We start from the raw sequence: 19,620 nt of genomic DNA on the forward strand, positions 1-19,620 counted from the left end.
TTTCTTTGATTATACCTGCTGCCAGCGGTCTCCGTCAGGATCTGGGCAGCGTTTATCCGGAAGGGAGGCTCGGAACGCTACAAAACAGCCGCAGCGCGAACAAGTATGATCCGCAGTAAGCGACGGACAATCTGAACAAATTGCTAAACGAGCAGACACTGTATCTTCTTCAGCCAAAACGGCTTCCAATGCTAGTTGATCTGCAACAAGCGCTTCGGCTTCTTCTACCGTATAGCTTTTCTTTTGCAGACAAGTCCGGCAAGTCATCGGCTTCCGATCCGATCCTGCAGCGGATAGCTGATTTGCTCTCTCTTGAATTGATTGATAAGAAACAAAGCCGTACAACGATCCCGCAGATGATACGCTTCATTCAAGCTGTCCTGCACAAGCTCTGAAGGTATCCCGATTTCCTCAGTAGAAGCAGGTGCTCCGACCTGCTCCAAATAATATTGCAGCGTCTCCGGCGTCGGCAGCGCAGCAATCATCAAACGGATCTCATCCCAATTCGCAAGTAACGCTGCAGCATAAGCTCCTTTTGCTTCTGAAGGATCAAACTGCTCCACCCAGTTTTTATACAATTCCGTGATGATGCTGCATGCCACACCAACTTTGGCTCCATGAAGAAGCTGCCGTTTATCATTTTCAAGCAAATGCATTTCCCAATAATGGGATAAATGATGCTCTGCTCCTGAAGCAGGCCGGGAATAATCCAGCACCTGCATGACGAGGCCAGACTCGATCAAGGCTTCCATTAGAATTCGTATGCCAGCTTTATCTGCCTTGGCAATTTCGTCGACATGATCGATACAAGTATCCAGCGAATGACGTGTCATTTTCGCAGCCAGTGCATGATAGGCTTCTCCTCCGACTCTTGCGGAAATCTCCCAATCAAGCAGTGAGGTGAACTTCCCTAAAATATCCCCAAAGCCAGCCGCAGTAAGCGGCCTGGGAGCAGCACATAACACATCCAAGTCGGCAAACACTGCCACCGGGGCGGCGGTCTGGATCGTCTGCTTCACTCCCCGCAGAATAAGTGGCGCACCTTTGGAAGTGAAGCCATCGACGGATGCTGCTGTCGGAACTGCTACGAATGGAACGGAAAGCTTTTGGCTGCAAAAACGCGTGATATCATGAATCGTCCCTGCCCCTACCGCCAAGAGAACATCTGTATCCATCGGAGTCTCAACAAGCACCTGCACAAGTGCAGCTTCATCCGCGTTCACCTGACCATGGTGGTTTGCTAAAAGTTCAATTGTATGCACCTGGATGTTCTCTCTTTCAAGCTGAGCTGCCAGTCGATCTCCGGCGGCTGCTCTGGTCTGAGCATCCATAATAAGGACAGCTTTGCTCATGCCTTTCTCATTCAAGTAAGCTGCAATTGATGTGAGTGCGCCAGCTTCTATTTGCAGGCGTGGAAAAGTGTCCGGATGTATCCCGTATTCCTCTGCCAATGCCAGCATATCTGCTGATAATTGCATCAGGCACCCTCCTCGATTGTCAAAACCGTCACGCTCATCGGCGGTAATATAACGTGCAAACCGCCATCCAGCTTGGCGAAATTGGTAAACGGAACTACCTCGACATCATCAGGCGCATCGAACGTATTGCGCGCATCTCTTTTATCTGATGTAAGGACTTTGCCGCTCACGGTTCCAAGTGCTGCACCGCGAAGCTCTGTATTTACTGTTATTTCATTCGTGTGATCCAGATTACAGAAGCTCACATGAATCTTGCCGTCTTTTCCTTTTGATACAGAAGTGCTGACAGTTGGATATGTTAAATCGCCATGTTTTATCTCATCTGATTCTAAATGGAAGGAAAGACGTTCTGCATCTTGATGCACTTGATACAAATCAAACACATGGTACGTCGGTGTTTTGATCATTTCCTGTCCTTCTGTCAGGATCATCGCTTGCAAAACGTTGACTGTTTGCGCGATATTAGCCATTTGTACACGATCACTATGGTTATTGAAGATATTGAGTGAAGCACCAGCTACGAGGGCATCACGAATTGTATTTTGCTGATACAGAAAGCCTGGGTTCGTGCCAGGTTCTACGTCGAACCATGTACCCCACTCATCAATGATAAGTCCCACGCGTTTCTCCGGATCGTATTTATCCATGATGGTGCCGTGCTTCTCGATCAGTTCCTCAATATGAAGCGCACGCTTCAGCGTCAGATGCCATTCATCCTCGGAAAAATCAGTAGCGGAGCCCTTACCAAGCCAGAAATCACCCGGAATCGTGTAATAATGCAAACTCAATCCATCCATCATAGGCGCTGCTTCTTGCATGAGTGTTTCTGTCCACTTGTAATCATCGACATTGGCTCCGCCTGCAATCTTATACAGCTTGTTTTCACCATAATTGCGTACATATGTCTGATAACGACGATAAAGATCTGCATAGTATTCCGGCCGCATATTGCCGCCGCAGCCCCAGTTTTCATTACCAACTCCGAAATATGTCAGCCTCCACGGCTCCTGGCGGCCGTTTTCCTGGCGCCATGCAGTCATTGGCGATTCGCCATCGAATGTCATGTACTCAACCCACTCCGACATTTCCTGGACAGTTCCGCTGCCGACGTTTCCGCAAATATACGGCTCTGCTCCGAGCAGCTCGCAAAGCGTAAAGAATTCATGTGTTCCGAAATGGTTATTCTCCACTACTCCTCCCCAATGGGTATTGACCATTCGCTTACGCTCTTCACGCGGACCAACGCCATCCTTCCAATGATATTCATCGGCAAAGCAGCCGCCTGGCCATCGCAATACAGGAATGTTCAATTCTTTAAGGGCTTCCAGTACATCGTTGCGGATTCCTTTAGTATTCGGTATGGAAGAATCCTCCCCTACCCAGATTCCTTCATATATCCCTCTGCCAAGATGCTCCGCGAAGTGACCGTAAATATTCTTATTGATTTTCCCTTCCGTCACATCAGCTTGAATGATCAATTTAGTCGACATGCATATCGCTCCAATCTATCAAAATAACTAACTGGCTAGCTGTTCTTCTTGCTTCATCGTGCTGAATACCTTCATGCTCAGCCACATCCAGCCAAACGCACTGATACTGAAACAGAAGAACAGCAGCAGCACCGGCAAGCCGATGCTATGATACAAAAGCGCAAACAGAAGCACACCGATCGACAGCGTCATATGGAATCTCGTCAGTCCAATGATGAACGCACTTCTGATGACTTGGAACGTACCTGCTTTGTAATTCGCCAGCAGCGGAAAGCTCCAAAGCACAACCGTCATGTAGCAAAAAATAAGTACATAGAAAAGGAAAGGCACCAGGAAGAATAACTGTCCATCCGCCTGTCTGATAAGCAGATAGTTTGTATATAGGATGAAACCTGCTGCTCCAAGGAGCCACCCCAGCTTGTTTGCTGACCAGAATTCCTGTTTATATGCTTTGCGGAATGCTTGGTGCACCTTTACTTCCTCTCCATTCAGAATCCGGCGGGAAACCTGCAAAGCAGCTACCGTTGCCGGAGCTGCCCCGGCAACGACCAGCCCTAGGAGGCTGTATAACAGGAACAGCGCATTCAAATGTGCAAACCGGGTGATCCACAAAAGAGACTTATCGAGATTACTCATCGCTTTCTTCAGCATGGTACTTACTCCTTTCTAATCAAAATTCGGTACTCAGCCTTTGACACCGCCCACAGTCAATCCGGAGATGAAATAGCGCTGGAAGAAGAAGAACAGAATCACAATCGGAATGATTGTCATAACAGATCCTGCAATCAAGACATCATAGTTGTTACCGTACGGTGTAAGCAGTGTTGCCAGCCCAAGCGGCAGCGTGAACATATCGTTTGAACGAAGAACGAGTAATGGCCATAGGAAGTTATTCCAGCTGCCAAGTCCTTGCAGGATCGCCATCGCTGCCAGGGAAGGTCCCATCAGCGGCAGCATGATTTTAAAGAAGATGCCGTATTCAGTCGACCCATCTATCCGTGCGGCATCCATCAGCTCTTTCGGCAGACCAAGCGCATACTGCCGGAAGAAGAATACTGCAACCGGTGCTACAACACCCGGAAGGATTACGCCCAAATACGTGTCAATCAGAGCCATATCAATCATTAACTGGAATAATGGAAGCATCAGTATTTCAAATGGCACCATCAGGATGAACACAACTGCGACGAAGAAGATATTGCTTCCTTTGAAGTCATACATGGCCAGCGCATAGCCTACCATGGAAGAAAAGAACAGTGACAAAACGATCATCAGTGCAGAAATCCAGAGGCTGTTTCCATACCACGTCCAGTATTCTGCTGATTGGGTAAAGATGTACGTATAGTTGCTTAACGTCAATTCATCCCAAGGAAAGCTGAAAGATATTCCGTTTCGCATCATAGAAGAGGATGGAATGAACGACGACATAATCAAGCTTATGATTGGGAAAAGCGCAATCAAGCTGACAATGGCCATAACAAGAGTGGCGATGAAACCGAGTGCTTTATTGTTGGACTTTTTCATCATCTCTCCTCCTTCTTGAATGTGCCGGTAGCAATCAAATAGATAATGCTGATTACGAAGATGATGAGCATTAATACGACGCCAAGCGCAGCACCGAAGCCCATATCGTTCTGCTGGATACCCTGCTGGTAAATGTAGGCCGCAATAGATAGACCGATATTACCTGGCGAACCAACAGCCCAGAATACATAGCTTTCCTCAAACATACGGAAGCCGTTGATGATCGTGATCGTACTGACGAAGATGATGATCGGCTTCAGCATCGGCATCGTAATGAAACGGAAGCGCTGCCATCTTGTAGCACCATCTATCTGTGCTGCCTCATACATCTCATCCGGCACGTTTTGCAATGCTGCCAGGAAGTAGAGGATATTCACACCGACCCAGCGCCAGCTGGCAAGCAGCACCATTAGCCCGATCGCTGCCCAAGGCGTAAACATCCATTTGATCGAATCAAAGCCAAACAGTCCGATAAGCTGGTTAGCAACCGCGCCTTCCTGCTCACTGAACATGAAGCGGAAAATCATACCGCCGACAATCGTGGATGTTAGTGCCGGTATAAAGAGTGAAGCACGGAAAAGCGTCCGGAAGCGGACATGCTTCGAATTGAGAATTACCGCAAGCACCATCGGGATGATGGTCAAAATCAACACGGTAAGCACGACATAAGCTGTCGTATTTGAAACAGCTCGGTAAAATGTTGGGTTAAAGACGCGCTCATAGTTGCTCATCCCAATGAATTCCACTTGCCCGGGAAGCACACTCTGAAAACTCATGATCACTCCCTGGATTGCCGGATACACTGTGAACAGAAGCAGAGACAGGACAAATGGTGATATGAAAACAAACGGTACTACTTTCTTTGAATTCAGGAACCGGAGGAACTTATTCTGTTTCTTTCGTGTTCTCACCGGTGATACTGGTGTTACTGTATTCATCACAATCCCCCCTCACCCTTAGTTTTTTCTGGCTTTTTGCAGCCGGATGACATTCCAGGAAGTCCGATTCAATTGCGCCTTCAACCTGCCATCTTCCAAACTTGATTCACCATCGCTATGCGGTGTGACACGTGCTGTATCCTTCGTGTTTGCCGCCTTCAGATCATGATGCTCAAGCACGATATGCTCTGCAAGTTCATATCCCTCAAAGCTCCGGACATCTACATCGAGCGGAATAGCTTCTTCCAGATGTTTGTTCACTAGGAAAATCGTTAACGCTTCTTCTTGCTCATCATAGACAGCAGCACTATCAATGAACGGCACGTCGGTGAAATCTTTGCTATCATACTTAGGAGAAGAAAGAATTGGCTGCAGGCTGATGCCACGACCATAAACGGATGCGTGCAAATAAGGATAATAGATTGTCTGTTTCCAAGATTGGCCATTGTTTTCTGTCATAATCGGTGCAATAACGTTCACCAGCTGTGCCATGCAAGCCATCTTCACACGATCAGCGTGACGGAGCAGCGTAATGAGCATGCTTCCTACTAAAAGAGCGTCTTCGAAATTGTAGACATCCTCCAGCTGTGGCGGTGCGACTGTCCACGGATCCAGCTTTTCATCATGCTCTCTGGAGTGATACCAGACGTTCCATTCATCAAAGCTCAAGTTGATTGTTTTCTTGCTTCGATGCTTTGCTTTGATGTAATCACAGGTAGCGGTTACAGTCTTGATGAAATGATCCATATCCATATTCTTCGCCAGATAGTTGGCTGGATCATTGGAAGGATTGCCGTAATATTGATGCAGGGAGATAAAATCCACTTCGTCATACGCGATATCCAATGTTGTCGCCTCATACTCTGGAAAAGTCGGCATATCCGTGTTTGAACTGCCACATGCAACAAGTTCGATACTCGGATCAACAAGTTTCATCGCCTTGCCTGTCTCTTTCGCAATTCTGCCGTATTCAGCCGCTGTCTTATGCCCTACCTGCCATGGACCATCCATTTCATTTCCTAGGCACCAAGTTTTGATATTATGTGGCTTCTCGTAGCCATGCTCCCTGCGCAAATCACTCCAGTACGTCCCGCTTGGATGATTCGTATATTCAATCAAGTTACGTGCCGCATCAATACCTCTCGTCCCAAGGTTCACTGCCATCATGACTTCTGCTTGGGCTTTTTTTGCCCAATCCACGAATTCATTCGTCCCTATTTCATTTGTTTCGATTGTGCGCCAAGCCAGCTCCAGCCGCTTGGGACGGCTTTCCTTGGGCCCCACACCATCCTCCCAGTTATAAGCAGATACCATATTTCCGCCAGGATAACGGACGATAGGCACTTGCAGCTCTTTCACCAAGTCAATAACATCTTTTCGAAAACCTTGTTCATCCGCATCAGGATGACCTGGCTCGTAAATACCGCCATATACTGCCCTTCCTAGATGTTCAATGAATGATCCGTAAATTCGCTTGTCGACTTCGCTGATTTGATAACTCTTATCCAAAACCATCTTCGCTTGCAATTTATCTGCCATTTATCCCACTCCTCTTTCTTTTTTGATAACGCTTACAATTAAGGTGAAAAAAGAAGGTGATACATCTCGCATCACGTACGAACATATTCCTTCTATCTTCTCTACATCCAGAAATATGTACGTATAAGTTTATATATTCAGTATAGACAGATGCGTCTGTAAAAACAAGCGTTTTTTATAATAGTTGGAAATTATATAAAAAACCCCAAGCTGCGGAATGCTGCTTGGGGTAGTAGAGTCCTAGCTATTGCTTCATTGTACTTTCAATTTTATCTGCAGCTTCTTTCATTGCTTCCTCAGGAGTCTTATTCTGCTGCCTCAGCACAGAATCTGCAATTATCGTATTATACTCCGTTGATACATCCGGTGTATTTTCGGTAATATTCAATGTGTTGATCTCGTCTTTTACTTCCAAAAGCATATCGAAGATACCGTCACCGAAGAATTGATAATACTTATTATCTTCCCTTACCGCTTCACTTTCCCATACATCCCAGCGAGGCGGATCAAATCCAAGAACCTTCCACAGATTGATACTTCCTTCTTCCGAAAGCTTCGTGTACGCCAGGAATTCCTTCGCCAAGTCTGTCTCTTCTGACTGATTGGTTACAACTGTTCCTGTACCACCCATACCAGCAGAACGTTTGCCGCCTTCTTCCCAAGCAGGAAGCGGCTTGATGGCAATTTTCCCTTCCATTTCCGGCATGTTGTCAAGGAAGCGTCCCATGTACCAAAGCGGCGCAAGTATGGCAGCTGACTTTCCTTCTGAATAGTACTTATAGAAATCCTCTGATTGGTTCATTCCGCCAGGAGTAAGTTCAGCAATTTTCTCAGTATAAATGGCATCATACAAGAATTGAAGTGTCTTCACATTGGTTTCGTTATCCAATGTCAAATTCCCTTCCGCATCAAAGAAATCCGAATCCTGCTGTGAAACCATCGGCCATAAATCCATTAAAAAGTCACCTGTTCCGACGTTCCACATAACTGCATCTGTTTTTTCTGTCACTTGTTTACCGGCTTCTACAAAGTCATCCCATGTCTGAATGGAATCGATATCCACTCCAGCTTGATCCATAATTTCTGTATTATAATACATGACGGTTGCGCCTACGTGAGTTGGAATACCGTAATAGTCGCCTTCTTTTGCATATAGATCAAAGCGTGCCTCTACAGAATCAGCAAGTACTGGCTCTACATATTCATTCATTGGTTCAAGCTGCGGCGTTCCTTGCAAAAAGTTCGGAAACTTACTTAACTCTATATCCGCTATATCTGGTGCACCCTTACCTGATTGCAGACTCAGCAGCAGGTTATTGTGCATATTATCGTATGGATATGTTTCAGCTACAAGCTTGATTGGACGGTCCGGAAATTCTTCATTCCAGCGTTCTGCTGAATCTTTGAATAAATCCATGTGCTGACCAACAAATGTCCAATACGTCAATTCTGTTGCATTCTCCAGATCTGCTCCGACAACTTCTGTTTCATCTGCTTCACTGCCTCCGCCGCCACTGCCGCCTTTGCTGCAAGCAACCAATACAATGATCATCAACCCGATCATCAATGTCTTCAAGACCTTCTTCATAAAGCTACCCCCTCATTTTTGAATTAAGTAAGCAGAATTTGAAAGCGTTTACTAAAGAGGTCATACCTCCCTTTCCGTACTCGGCTAACTGGGGAACAGTCTGGATGATAGCGCATACATTTTGAGATGTCAGCCTATACGATGCGTGTTATGTATATCCTATCACCGCTCCCCTAATCAGTCAATAAGTTTCATATCATTATCTTCACAACTTATACGAACAAGACATTGTAAACAGAAATTTTATAGAATACTTGTTAAACAAGTTATAAAAAAAGGAGCTGATAACCCAGCTCCATCTGTTTACTTTATTTTCTCCAAGGTATTTGCTTTGATAGCTTGCGTTGACTGCCTTGCCACTAGCTTTGTCGGGAAAACAATACTCTCGATTGACCCTTGAGAGCCTTTGCCCTGATTACTCTCGATTAAATCCAGAATCAATTTACCAGCTGCCTTGCCAAGCTCTGCTTTCGGGTGCTCAACAGAAGTCAGCTTCACTTCCGATAATTCGGTCAGGAAGGAATTATCAAAGCCTACAATTGACATATCCTGCGGAATCTTCATATTGCGTTCTCGCAGCACATTGATCAATTTGATGGCAAGTTCATCGTTATAGCAGACTAATCCTGTTGGCTTGGCATCAGTTTGATCCAGTAATGCTTCAAGCTCTTGTAGCGGTTTGTCATGCTTTTCCTCTGTGCTGTATGTCACGATATGCTTTGGATTGATCGGAACCTTGTATTCGCGATGCGCTTTTAAGTATCCTTTCATCCGCAGTGTTCCCTGCATATCGTCTGTCTTGAAGAAACCGATGATATCCCGATGACCTTGCTTGATAAGATGCTCTGTTTGGAGAAAAGCGCCGCGTTCATCATCGACAAGGACGCGATACGGTTCCAATGCATCATAATAAGCATTGATCATGATATACGGAATCTGCAGCCGCTCCAAATTCAGGTAATAATTGATATTCGGGTTGGCTGACGCGCTCTTGGTCGGCTCAATAATGGCACCGTCAAAGCCAGTAGTGATGATCCGTTCTAAGTACTCCCGCTCTTTTTCATGATCATTATTCGTATTGAACAGACTCACATTATAACCATGATCGCTTAGATAAGCTTCTGCTCCGCGAATAATCGATGGGAAAATATAATCGGAGATATACGTCGTCACAATGGCAATATTTTTATTCTGGGCAGCGTTCTGCTGCAGCTGATGCTTCGACCTATCCGCACAGAATGTACCAGCACCCTGTTCCCGGTAAAGCCAGCCCTCATTCACCAGTTCACCAATTGCAAGACGGACCGTATGGCGGCTCACATCGAATTGCTTCATCATTTCGCTCTCCGACGGAATTTTTGCATGCGGCTCATACGTACCATCGAGGATTTTAGACTTAATTGCCTGTTTTACAATTGCATATTTTGTCTGCATAACTAACACCAGCTTCCTTGACATGTTCGTATAAGTTAGCATAACACAAGTAAAGGGATTGGCACACTATGTTGGGATAAAAAGAATACAGGTGACACTAGTATGAGCGTTCTCCCGCTATTTTGCGAATCAAATAACGATATGATACGATCGGGACATAGTCCTTTCCTTTCCAAATTACGGACATATAGTATAGCTAGAAGGCAGGCCTGCTTATGAAGCTTGTACATAACGAGCCTCTTCTGGAATCTTATATGGAGAAAAACGCAGAACAACTTTTTATGCTCGTAAAAGGTAAAGCTACTGTATCTTATGTTGCAGAGAATGGTAAGAAACTAATTGTTTCATTCATGCAGGCTTTTGAATTATTGGGTGATATGGAATATATCAAGCAGATGGATGCATTGCATACGGTAGAGGCTGCGAGTGAAGTACATCTGATCGGGATATAAATTGATTCACTACATACATATGCGGCCCACATCCGCCTTTTCTTCAGCTTCTGCTGCGCGAAGTAACAGAGAAGTTCCAGCTTAAATCAAGAGCGTTCAGCTTTAGTCTGACTCATGGAGCCCTTACCAGGTTAGCAAGCTACCTATTTCGTGTTATGACAGAGCATGATGGAAGACGGCTGACCGGTTCCTTGCCCATTAACCGGACAGCGACATCGCGGACCATATAGGGACGACCTCCCGGCATGTGAACCGTTTACTTACTATGTTAGCTAACGAAGGTATCATCGAGCGCAGCAAGAATTCCATATCCATAAAGACTGGGAAAAAGCTTAAGCGGCTAGCAAGTCGTTCAATTTATGCTTAATAACTGGAGGAAGACAACATGACAAAACAATATGACGCTTTATTTTTTGACGTTGACAACACTATTCTAGACTTTACAAAAACCGAGCAGGAAGCGCTGCCGCTACTATTCAGCCAGCATGGTCTGCCAACAGATGAAGCGGCAATGACGGCGTACCGTACCATTAACCAGCGATTGTGGAGTTCCTTTGAAAAAGGAGAAATCAATCGCGATACTGTCGTCAGTTCCAGATTCACCGAGTTCTTCGCCCTCTACGATAAACAAGTAGATGGAGCCGATCTGGATAATGCTTATCGCGAGCTGCTTGCACAAGGAAGACATATGATAGCTGGTGCGGCAGAAGTATTGGAGAAACTCTCCAAGGATTATCCTTTGTATATCGTGACAAACGGTGTTTCCGACACACAATTCCGCCGTCTGAAAGCGACCGGTCTCCTTCCTTACTTTCAATCTGTTTTCGTTTCAGAAGATACAGGGTATCAAAAACCAATGGCTGGGTTCTTTGATTATGTGTTTGAACGCGTTCCTGGAATAGAGCCTGAACGTTCCTTGATCATCGGGGATTCCTTAGTCGCCGATATTCAAGGCGGCAATATGGCTGGTATGGACACCTGCTGGTTTAACCCAGGCAGACTGCCGAACCATCTTCCGCTTCATCCGGATTATGAAATAACTACATTAGAGGAATTACTAAGTATACTAAGAGAAAACGCAGTTAACTTATAATCGAATGTCCATGGATAATTGCGTGGTTTTAAAATAAATTATATGTCTACACCCTTTTCACCAACTTCTCTCGATAGTATAAATAAGGCTGCGGATGTTAAAGAAGATGTGCAATCAGCACATCTTCCTTTTATTTACAATGTCATCTGATGAAAAAAGTTTTGGGCGTAATCTGTGAATTCCTTTTCCTTAGGTGTATCATAATCCATCTGCATACTAAAATATCGCTTTTTCATAATTAGATATAACAAATAGTTATAACTATCAGAAAGAAAAAAGACCGGCATAGCCGACCTTATTTCCATACCACCTGGTTCCACTGCAGTTCTTTCCGGAATTGCTTCAGAACGGTATTATTATCAATCGTCACACATTCGATTCCAACCAATTCCGCAAAATCCTCAAGCTGCTCTGCTGTGAGTGCAAACGACAGCGCAGTATGGTGAGCACCGCCGGCATAGATCCATGCTTCTGTTGCTTCGCTCAAGGATGGCTGGGGCTTCCAAAGTACTTTGGCAACCGGCAAATTCGGGGTGTCTTGTTCAGATTCGACTGCATCCACTTTGTTGATGATCATACGGAAGCGTCCGCCGAGCTCGATGATAGAGACATTGACTGCTTCACCAGCGATGCCATCAAAAACAATACGAGCCGGATCTTCCTTGCCGCCAATGCCAAGCGGATGTACTTGGATGGACGGTCGATTAGCAGCTACAGTCGGGCACACCTCCAGCATGTGGGAACCTAGGATCAGTTCATTGCCTTCTTCCAAATGATACGTGTAATCCTCCATGAAAGATGTCTTCTCATTATTCGTCATTGCCTTGAGCAAGCGTACAAGTGCCGCAGTACGCCAGTCTCCTTCTCCGGCAAAGCCATAGCCCTGTGCCATCAAATGCTGGACAGCAAGACCCGGGAGCTGCTTCATACCATGCAAATCTTCAAAGTTTGTACTGAATGCCTGATAGCCCCCCCGATCCAAGAATCGCTTCAATGCAACTCCAATACGTGCCTGCTCCCGAACAGAGGCTAGCTGATCTTCTTCTGACGGGAGATCATACCCTTCCTTATACTCCGATACCAGTTCATCTACATCGGAGTCACTCACTTCCTTCATCTCGGCAACAAGATCCCCGATGCCGTAATAATCAACTGTCCAGCCGAATTTAATCTGGGCTTCGACCTTATCACCATCTGTGACCGCTACAGTGCGCATATTGTCGCCAAAACGCGCTACTTTGATCTGCTGGCTTTCATTGAATCCGACTGCAGTCGTCATCCAATCGGCGACCCGCTTTTGTATTTCCTTGTTGCCCCAATATCCAACAATCACTTTTCTGGCTTTGTTGAGGCGCGTTCCCATGAAGCCATATTCCCGGTCACCATGCGCGGATTGATTCAGGTTCATAAAGTCCATATCGATTGTATCCCAAGGCACATCGCGGTTGTATTGCGTGTGCAAGTGCAGCAATGGTTTTTGTAATGTTTTCAATCCCCCAATCCACATCTTGGCAGGTGAAAATGTATGCATCCAAGTGATCAGCCCGGCACATTCGGGATCTGCATTTGCTTCCAGACTGACTCGCTGGATATCAGCCGCATTGGTCAGCACTTCCTTGAATTCAATCGAGAATGGCAGTGTTCCTTGTTCATTCAGTTTATTAACCAAATCCTCAGAGTTCCCCTGTACCTGATTAAGCGTTTCTTCCCCGTATAAGTGCTGGCTTCCTGTCACGAACCAAAAAACATATGGCTTAACTTGCAGCATCCTAGCTCCCCCTTTATTTTTGTACTGTCAGCTTTCTTTCAGACTGTGAACGAATGGACTTCAGTCGCTTCATCACGTCGTTTGATCCCCTGCCGAAGTAATCATGCAATGTGTTATATTCCTGATAAATCAACTCATAGATTTCCACATTTTCCGGTATCGGCTGGATCACTTCTTCCTTCACTCTGGCCATTCTTTCGGCCGCTTCAAGGATGCTGTCATATCCGCCTGCTTCTGCCCCAGCAGCTACCGCACCGAACATCGCTGCACCAACAGCCGGTGTTTGTACAGAATCCGCAATATAGATCGGCCGGTTCGTCACGTCAGCGAAAATCTGCATAAGCAATTTATTTTTCTGCGGCAAACCGCCGCATGCATAAAGCTCTTCTACCGCAACACCGCTTTGGTGGAAAGCGTCTACAATTTTACGCGTGCCAAATGCAGTTGCTTCGAGCAATGCGCGATACACTTCTTCCGGTTTTGTTGCCAAGGTAAGTCCAAGCACAACTCCGCTTAATTCCGTATCAACCAATACAGAACGATTGCCATTCATCCAATCCAGTGCCAGCAGTCCTGTTTCGCCCGGTCGATAGGCACTAGCTCGCTCCTCCAGCCATTGATGCACATTTTGCCTGGCAGCTTCCGCTTGACGATGGACATAAGCCGGCACTTGCTCCTCGACAAACCAGCCAAAAATATCCCCAACAGCAGACTGTCCAGCCTCGTAGCCGTAGTAGCCTTCGATGATGCCATCCTCGACAACTCCGCACATCCCCTCGACTGTACGCTCTTCTGTACCAAGCACCATGTGACATATCGATGTCCCCATCGCCATTACGAGCTTGCCAGGAGTAACAACACCCATTGCCGGAACCGCTGCATGGGCATCGACATTCCCCACTGCAATCGCAATGCCTGGAGATAGATTCATAGACGCGGCAAATGATGCTTGGAGTTCCCCGGCTTTTGTTCCGAGAGGATAAACTTCTCCGCGCAGCTTCGTATCAGCTACATCCCGCATTGCTGGGTGCAGGCTTTCGAAGAACTCTGCAGTTGGATAGCCGTCCTGCTTATGCCAGATAGCTTTATATCCAGCTGTACAGCTATTTCGTTTCAGTTCACCTGTCAGCTGGGAAATGACCCAATCTGTTGCTTCAATAAATTGATCAGCAGCTTCATAAATTCCTGGAGCTTCATCAGCAATTTGCCAGATCTTAGGTATCATCCATTCCGAGCTGATTTTCCCGCCATAACGTGCCAAGAAGTCCTCGCCACGCTCTCCAGCAATTTCATTCAGCTTGTTCGCTTCATCCTGCGCAGCATGATGCTTCCAAAGCTTTACCCAGCTGTGCGGATTATCACGAAATGCAGGATCAAAGCATAATGGTTCTAGATTTTTATCTACCGGTAAAATCGTACAAGCCGTGAAGTCGATGCCAAGTCCGATAACATCTGACGGATCCACACCGGCAGCTTCCATTACTGCTGGGACTGATTGGCGCAGTACATCAAGGTAATCCCTTGGATGCTGCAGTGCCCATTCGTAGCCAAGTGCTTTATCCAAATGCGGCAGCTTGACATCCATTACACCGTGATGGTATTCCGTCACATGCTCTGCTATTTCCATTCCATCTCGAAGCCGGACGAGCACTGCTCTGCCGGATTGTGTGCCATAATCAATTCCAATCGAAAATTTGTCCGTAACCATGGACTTCTCCTCCTAAGTGGTTTGGCCGTAGTAAGCGTCAGCCCCATGTTTTCGTAGATAATGCTTATCCAGCAGCTGCTGGTCCATATCCTCCACCTGCTGATCCAGCTGATAGGACAGATGTGCAATCTTAGCCACTTCTTCCAGCACTACAGCGTTATGTACCGCTTCGGCCGGTGTTTTCCCCCAATTGAAAGGTGCATGTTTGTGTACAAGCACACTTGGCACCTGATTCGGATCAAGCCCCTTTGTCCGGAATGTCTCCACAATCACATTACCTGTCTCCAGTTCATAATCCTGCTGGATCTCTTGTCCAGTCATTGCCCGGGTACAAGGGACAGTTCCATAGAAGTAGTCCGCATGAGTTGTACCAAGTGCAGGAACCCCTTTTCCAGATTGGGCAAAGGATGTTGCCCACGTAGAATGTGTATGGACAATTCCTCCAATATCTTCAAAATGCTTATACAAAACCAAATGAGTTGCTGTATCTGACGAAGGCTTCAAATCTCCCTCGACGATCTCTCCATCGAGGTTGACAACTACCATATGCTTTACCGTCAGCTTGTCATATGCAACACCGCTTGGTTTAATGACAACCAGCCCGCTTTCCCTATTGATACCGCTTACATTTCCCCACGTAAAAGTTACCAGCTCATGCTTGGGAAGGTCCAAATTCGCTTGCAGCACCTGTTCCTTTAATTCCTCCAGCATCAGGCTCACCTCTTCTTGTACGTATATTTGATTTCATAATGTGATTTTACCTTAATTTGTACGTACAATCAATTACTTTTTCTCAACATAAACGTACAAGTTAAGATATTAACGTAAAAAAGAAGACACTTCCGGAGAAATGTCTTCTTTCCATTATTTCTTTCTTTTAATAGGAGCTGGTTTCGTATCGGACGGAATCAACGATTTATACGTTTCTCCGCCAAGATTCGTCTGGTGTTCAGCTTTTATACCTTCGAGCAGTTCCGGCTTTTCAAGTAATTCAATTGCGGATGCAGCCAGCACCTTACCTGTGAACAGCATGCCTTTATGGGCAATGGATGTTTTCCCCTGGGTAACAAGCTGCCAGCTATGGAATGGCGTCGCATAAGCACAGGTAGTCACGTAGATCTGACCGGTCGGGACAAGCCAGCTGACGTCACCTACATCAGTTGATCCTTTAAAGAAGCCTGGTACTGGAGGGAAGTCCAGAACGCCTTGAGCAAGCACTTTGTTTTCATTTTTCTGTATGACAGCTTTTTCTTCTGCACTGAATGTTTGCTGCACCTTTTGTGCAAACGCAAACTCTGCTTCTGAATAGCTAGGTGCAACCGTTGCTTTCAGATGCTTATGTATCAGCTTTCCTAACGTTTCATTCGGAATCAGATCGGCTGATGCCGCATCGAATTGGATCTCCAGTTTGGTGCCTGTCATCAACGCAGCTCCTCTGGCAACGTCTTTGACCCGCTCCAGAATTTCTTCGACCTGACCCATCTTCGGGGCACGGATTTTGTAAAGAACTTCTGCGTTTGGCTGGACGACATTGGGACTCATTCCGCCAGCGTCAGTAATCGCATAATGCAGCTGTCCTTCCGGAATGATATGTTCGCGCAGAAAGTTGGATCCGATGTTCATCAGCTCGACTGCATCCAATGCACTTCTTCCAAGATGCGGACTGAATGCCGCATGACTGCTTGTCCCGGTAAAACGGAAATATACTTGGCAGGTTGCCAGCATTCTTGCATGATACACTTGGTTCTCATCCCATGGATGCCATGTGAGTGCAACATCCACATCATCGAAAAGACCCGCTCGTGCCATAAAGGCCTTACCGCCTCCGCCTTCTTCTGCAGGACAGCCATAATAACGCACGGTTCCTTGTAATCCGGTTTCTTCCATCAGCTGCTTCACTGCAATTGCAGCCGCCATCGCACCTGTGCCAAGCAGGTTATGACCGCAGCCGTGTCCGTTGCCGCCTTCTTCAATTGGATTCTTGACTGCACTGTCTGCCTGCTGACTCAAGCCAGACAATGCATCGTATTCGCCAAGGAATGCAATGACCGGCTTCCCGCTTCCGAAGCTGGCAACAAATGCAGTCTCAATGTCACCTGCATGCCGCTGCACCTCAAAACCTTCGTTTTCCAAAGTTGCAGCTAGGATTTCACAAGATTGGGCCTCTTCGTATCTTGTCTCCGCAAAATCCCATATTCGATCACTGACAGCAGTCAGCTCGTTACGTTTGCTTTCCAGTATTTCCGATATTCTCGTATACACATCGTGACTTGTTTGCAAGATAGAGTTCCTCCTGATAGTAGAATCAATATCTTCTAGTATAGCACTTAAATTCAGAAAATTAAGTCATATGTTTTGATAGTAAATAGACTCAGGCATTAAATGCTTGAGTCTAACTTATTTAAAAGCTTATTGAATTTTATTGTTTTTTACCTTACACGTTTTAGCCTATTTTGAAGTCGGAAGCAATTCGGTACACAATGCCAAAAACTCACTTGCCATTATCTTAATCGTTTCACTCGATAGCATCTGATCTTCTGCATGTGCAAGAAGTAACGAAAACGGCAGCATTTCACCTGCAGCTTCTCGCTGAACGAAAGAAACATGTACTTTATGAATTTGATTGTATGCTTGATTTCCTGATGCCATTGCAGATTCCGCACCCTCAAAATCTCTTTCTCTTGCCAACCGCATGGCTTCTACATAATGACTCCGTGCCTCCCCTGCATGCGCAATGATTTGAAAGGCTGCCCGCTGCATTTCTTCTAATGTCTCTTTCACGAGAACACCTCCCTATTGTCGCTGACTTGCTAGCTGCAATGCCTTTTCCAATAACTTCTCTCCATCAGCAGTGCCGTATAATCTTACATCCATCACATCTACTGGTATTCCATATGGTGCTGCCCGCTTTTCTGTCGCTCGTCTAGCAAATCGAACCTGAGGACCTAACATGATGACGACTACGTCATCATGATGGGCTTGTAATTCCTCCTCTATTGCTCCTTCTGGGATAGCATAGATGTAATATTCTTCTCCTAATGCCTCAGCTGCTTTTTTCATCTTGGATACAACCATTGACGTAGACATACCTGCGGAGCATGCTAATAAAATCCGTTTCATGCTGTTTCCTCCTCTTATTTGTATTCCTCTTTTGTTATGTCCAGTATCTTCGACTGAATGACTTGCTGATACCAATATGCTGATTTCTTTAGCTTGCGTTCCCGATTTTTCTCCAAATTTATTTCAACTAACCCATAGCGATTTTTGAACGCATTCATCGGTGAAACATTATCAGTAAATGCCCAGAGCATATATCCCAAACAATTTGATCCCTCTCGGGTCACTCGAAGCGTTTCTGCCAAATGTTCTCGGATGAAAGCAATCCGATAGTCATCCTCTATCCTGCCGTCTCCTCCTCGGAACCGCTGTTCATTCTCCACTCCCATACCGCTTTCAGCTACAAACCACGGCACATTTCCGTACTCCTCTTTAATGCGCATCCCTATATCATAAATAATAGGAGGATATATTTCCCAGCCCCGATGAGGATTCATCCTGCGTCCAGGGAGATCGAATTTGTCATAGTAAAAAGCAGGGTGGAAGGGAGTGTCAGTATTCCATTGATAGGATGGCGCCTTCACTCGATGCGGATAATACAAATTCAATCCGACTATATCGACCGTATGCTCCTTAATCACTGCTAAATCCGAATCGGCTGCCTCAAACATGATATTATGTTTTTTTAGCAGCTGAACTAATTCTTCCGGATACGTTCCTTTCAAACTGGGATCCATGAATACACGATTAAAGAAGAGATCATATATTTCTGCTGCTTGTTTATCATGCTGTGCAGTGCTTCTTGGATAAGTTACCTCTGGATTTAAAATGATACCGATTTTACTGTTTTCACGTGCATTGATTGGCATAGTACGGAATAATGCAACGACCTTTGCTGAAGCTAGCGATTTGTGGTAATTCCATTGCATCCACTTCTTCGTATTTTGTTCATGAGGATAACGGATGGCATCCAAGTAGATCCGTGTTTGAGGAACGATAGGTTCATTGAAGGTGAACCAAATATCTACCTTGCCCCCAAAACGTTCCAGTGCACGCTGTGCATATAGTACGTATAAATCAACCACATCAGGTGAGCTCCATCCGTCATATTTCTCCTGCAAAAAAGCTGGTACTTCATAATGCTCTAAGCAAATCATTGGTTTTATCCCTTTACTGTGAAGCTCATCAATCATGCTCTCCATGTAAGTCGCATATGCCTCATCCACGATACCTTCCTCATAATCGATAAGAAATCGAGACCAATTGATAGAAGTACGATAATGTGTCAGGCCGATTTCTTTCATGTACCCGATATCTTCCTGATAACGATTATAGAAATCTGTCGCTATAGCAGGACCGTAGCCGTTATGCCATACATGCCGGTTTTGTTTGTACCATACATCTAAATAGCTGTCCTGACTTTCTTTCTTTCCGCTCCAGCCTTCCGTCTGCCAGGCTGATGCTGCTGCACCCAGTATGAAGCGGTCTGGTATACAAATTTTCTGCGCCATATATAACCTCTCCCTTTCCATACTGCAAGCTGTCTGCTGA

19 protein-coding genes are annotated in these 19,620 nt (G+C 45.7%); 3 read left to right on the forward strand and 16 right to left on the reverse strand.

Annotated features, from left to right (window positions below; translation table 11 throughout):
- Nucleotides 1–9: 9 nt before the first annotated feature.
- The 9 genes from SFC25_RS08485 to SFC25_RS08525 form a co-directional block, all read right to left on the reverse strand.
- A complete protein-coding gene (locus SFC25_RS08485) occupies nt 10–267 on the reverse strand; it encodes a DUF6171 family protein (RefSeq protein WP_411214855.1) in 258 nt (85 codons plus the stop codon).
- Entirely contained in the window at nt 264–1,478 is a 1,215-nt protein-coding gene (locus tag SFC25_RS08490; RefSeq protein ID WP_411214856.1) for a sn-glycerol-1-phosphate dehydrogenase, read from the reverse strand. The genes SFC25_RS08485 and SFC25_RS08490 overlap by 4 nt, the downstream gene beginning before the upstream one ends.
- The gene (locus tag SFC25_RS08495) at nt 1,478–2,968 is read right to left on the reverse strand and encodes an alpha-N-arabinofuranosidase (protein WP_411214857.1); all 1,491 of its coding nucleotides are present in this window, start codon (nt 2,966–2,968) and stop codon (nt 1,478–1,480) included. Before SFC25_RS08495 ends, SFC25_RS08490 begins: the two co-directional genes overlap by 1 nt.
- Nucleotides 2,969–2,995: 27 nt before the next feature.
- Nucleotides 2,996–3,619: a YesL family protein gene (locus tag SFC25_RS08500; RefSeq protein ID WP_411214858.1), complete on the reverse strand. Its 624-nt coding sequence runs from the start codon at nt 3,617–3,619 to the stop codon at nt 2,996–2,998.
- A gap of 33 nt (nt 3,620–3,652) precedes the next feature.
- On the reverse strand, nt 3,653–4,492 hold the full coding sequence (locus tag SFC25_RS08505; protein ID WP_411214982.1) for a carbohydrate ABC transporter permease: 840 nt from the start codon (nt 4,490–4,492) through the stop codon (nt 3,653–3,655).
- Complete coding sequence (locus SFC25_RS08510) at nt 4,492–5,430, reverse strand: carbohydrate ABC transporter permease (protein WP_411214859.1); 939 nt, start codon at nt 5,428–5,430, stop codon at nt 4,492–4,494. Before SFC25_RS08510 ends, SFC25_RS08505 begins: the two co-directional genes overlap by 1 nt.
- 18 nt (nt 5,431–5,448) lie before the next feature.
- Entirely contained in the window at nt 5,449–6,969 is a 1,521-nt protein-coding gene (gene arfA / locus SFC25_RS08515) for an arabinosylfuranosidase ArfA (protein WP_411214860.1), read from the reverse strand.
- Between the two features lie 244 nt (nt 6,970–7,213).
- Entirely contained in the window at nt 7,214–8,557 is a 1,344-nt protein-coding gene (locus SFC25_RS08520) for an ABC transporter substrate-binding protein (RefSeq protein WP_411214861.1), read from the reverse strand.
- 303 nt (nt 8,558–8,860) lie between these two features.
- On the reverse strand, nt 8,861–9,991 hold the full coding sequence (locus tag SFC25_RS08525; protein ID WP_411214862.1) for a GntR family transcriptional regulator: 1,131 nt from the start codon (nt 9,989–9,991) through the stop codon (nt 8,861–8,863).
- A gap of 215 nt (nt 9,992–10,206) precedes the next feature.
- On the opposite strand from SFC25_RS08525, the gene SFC25_RS08530 reads away from it, so the two are divergent.
- The 3 genes from SFC25_RS08530 (at nt 10,207) to SFC25_RS08540 (ending at nt 11,536) form a co-directional block, all read left to right on the forward strand.
- Nucleotides 10,207–10,443, forward strand: a complete 237-nt coding sequence (locus SFC25_RS08530) for a cyclic nucleotide-binding domain-containing protein (protein ID WP_411214863.1) — start codon at nt 10,207–10,209, stop codon at nt 10,441–10,443.
- Nucleotides 10,444–10,657: 214 nt separating this feature from the next.
- Entirely contained in the window at nt 10,658–10,810 is a 153-nt protein-coding gene (locus SFC25_RS08535; RefSeq protein WP_411214983.1) for a helix-turn-helix domain-containing protein, read from the forward strand.
- 18 nt (nt 10,811–10,828) lie between these two features.
- Nucleotides 10,829–11,536, forward strand: a complete 708-nt coding sequence (locus SFC25_RS08540) for a YjjG family noncanonical pyrimidine nucleotidase (RefSeq protein WP_411214864.1) — start codon at nt 10,829–10,831, stop codon at nt 11,534–11,536.
- 295 nt (nt 11,537–11,831) lie between these two features.
- Here SFC25_RS08540 and araA read toward each other — a convergent pair whose 3' ends face one another.
- The 7 genes from araA to SFC25_RS08575 all read right to left on the reverse strand — a co-directional run bounded on the left by araA (nt 11,832) and on the right by SFC25_RS08575 (nt 19,580).
- Nucleotides 11,832–13,304, reverse strand: a complete 1,473-nt coding sequence (gene araA / locus SFC25_RS08545; RefSeq protein ID WP_411214865.1) for an L-arabinose isomerase — start codon at nt 13,302–13,304, stop codon at nt 11,832–11,834.
- 13 nt (nt 13,305–13,317) lie between these two features.
- Nucleotides 13,318–15,012 (reverse strand): ribulokinase, encoded by a 1,695-nt coding sequence (locus tag SFC25_RS08550; protein WP_411214866.1) that lies wholly within the window; start codon nt 15,010–15,012, stop codon nt 13,318–13,320.
- 12 nt (nt 15,013–15,024) lie between these two features.
- Nucleotides 15,025–15,723, reverse strand: coding sequence for an L-ribulose-5-phosphate 4-epimerase (gene araD, locus SFC25_RS08555; protein WP_411214867.1), 699 nt, complete (start codon nt 15,721–15,723; stop codon nt 15,025–15,027).
- A gap of 153 nt (nt 15,724–15,876) precedes the next feature.
- Nucleotides 15,877–17,292 carry an amidohydrolase gene (locus SFC25_RS08560; RefSeq protein WP_411214868.1) on the reverse strand — a complete coding sequence of 472 codons (1,416 nt, stop codon included), beginning with the start codon at nt 17,290–17,292 and terminating at the stop codon, nt 15,877–15,879.
- A 168-nt stretch (nt 17,293–17,460) separates the two neighbouring features.
- Nucleotides 17,461–17,793 (reverse strand): PTS sugar transporter subunit IIA, encoded by a 333-nt coding sequence (locus SFC25_RS08565; protein WP_411214869.1) that lies wholly within the window; start codon nt 17,791–17,793, stop codon nt 17,461–17,463.
- A gap of 12 nt (nt 17,794–17,805) precedes the next feature.
- Nucleotides 17,806–18,132 (reverse strand): PTS sugar transporter subunit IIB, encoded by a 327-nt coding sequence (locus tag SFC25_RS08570; RefSeq protein WP_411214870.1) that lies wholly within the window; start codon nt 18,130–18,132, stop codon nt 17,806–17,808.
- A gap of 14 nt (nt 18,133–18,146) precedes the next feature.
- On the reverse strand, nt 18,147–19,580 hold the full coding sequence (locus tag SFC25_RS08575) for a glycoside hydrolase family 1 protein (protein ID WP_411214871.1): 1,434 nt from the start codon (nt 19,578–19,580) through the stop codon (nt 18,147–18,149).
- Nucleotides 19,581–19,620: the final 40 nt, after the last annotated feature.

The organism is Terribacillus saccharophilus, from assembly GCF_046592595.1.
GTDB lineage: Bacteria > Bacillota > Bacilli > Bacillales > Amphibacillaceae > Terribacillus > Terribacillus saccharophilus_C.

Coding starts and splice junctions, on each gene's coding strand:
- SFC25_RS08485 (WP_411214855.1), bottom strand. CDS start 267: ATGACTTGCCGGACTTGTCTGCAAAAGAAAAGCTATACGGTAGAAGAA.
- SFC25_RS08490 (WP_411214856.1), bottom strand. CDS start 1,478: ATGCAATTATCAGCAGATATGCTGGCATTGGCAGAGGAATACGGGATA.
- SFC25_RS08495 (WP_411214857.1), bottom strand. CDS start 2,968: ATGTCGACTAAATTGATCATTCAAGCTGATGTGACGGAAGGGAAAATC.
- SFC25_RS08500 (WP_411214858.1), bottom strand. CDS start 3,619: ATGCTGAAGAAAGCGATGAGTAATCTCGATAAGTCTCTTTTGTGGATC.
- SFC25_RS08505 (WP_411214982.1), bottom strand. CDS start 4,492: ATGAAAAAGTCCAACAATAAAGCACTCGGTTTCATCGCCACTCTTGTT.
- SFC25_RS08510 (WP_411214859.1), bottom strand. CDS start 5,430: ATGAATACAGTAACACCAGTATCACCGGTGAGAACACGAAAGAAACAG.
- arfA (WP_411214860.1), bottom strand. CDS start 6,969: ATGGCAGATAAATTGCAAGCGAAGATGGTTTTGGATAAGAGTTATCAA.
- SFC25_RS08520 (WP_411214861.1), bottom strand. CDS start 8,557: ATGAAGAAGGTCTTGAAGACATTGATGATCGGGTTGATGATCATTGTA.
- SFC25_RS08525 (WP_411214862.1), bottom strand. CDS start 9,991: ATGCAGACAAAATATGCAATTGTAAAACAGGCAATTAAGTCTAAAATC.
- SFC25_RS08530 (WP_411214863.1), top strand. CDS start 10,207: ATGAAGCTTGTACATAACGAGCCTCTTCTGGAATCTTATATGGAGAAA.
- SFC25_RS08540 (WP_411214864.1), top strand. CDS start 10,829: ATGACAAAACAATATGACGCTTTATTTTTTGACGTTGACAACACTATT.
- araA (WP_411214865.1), bottom strand. CDS start 13,304: ATGCTGCAAGTTAAGCCATATGTTTTTTGGTTCGTGACAGGAAGCCAG.
- SFC25_RS08550 (WP_411214866.1), bottom strand. CDS start 15,012: ATGGTTACGGACAAATTTTCGATTGGAATTGATTATGGCACACAATCC.
- araD (WP_411214867.1), bottom strand. CDS start 15,723: ATGCTGGAGGAATTAAAGGAACAGGTGCTGCAAGCGAATTTGGACCTT.
- SFC25_RS08570 (WP_411214870.1), bottom strand. CDS start 18,132: ATGAAACGGATTTTATTAGCATGCTCCGCAGGTATGTCTACGTCAATG.
- SFC25_RS08575 (WP_411214871.1), bottom strand. CDS start 19,580: ATGGCGCAGAAAATTTGTATACCAGACCGCTTCATACTGGGTGCAGCA.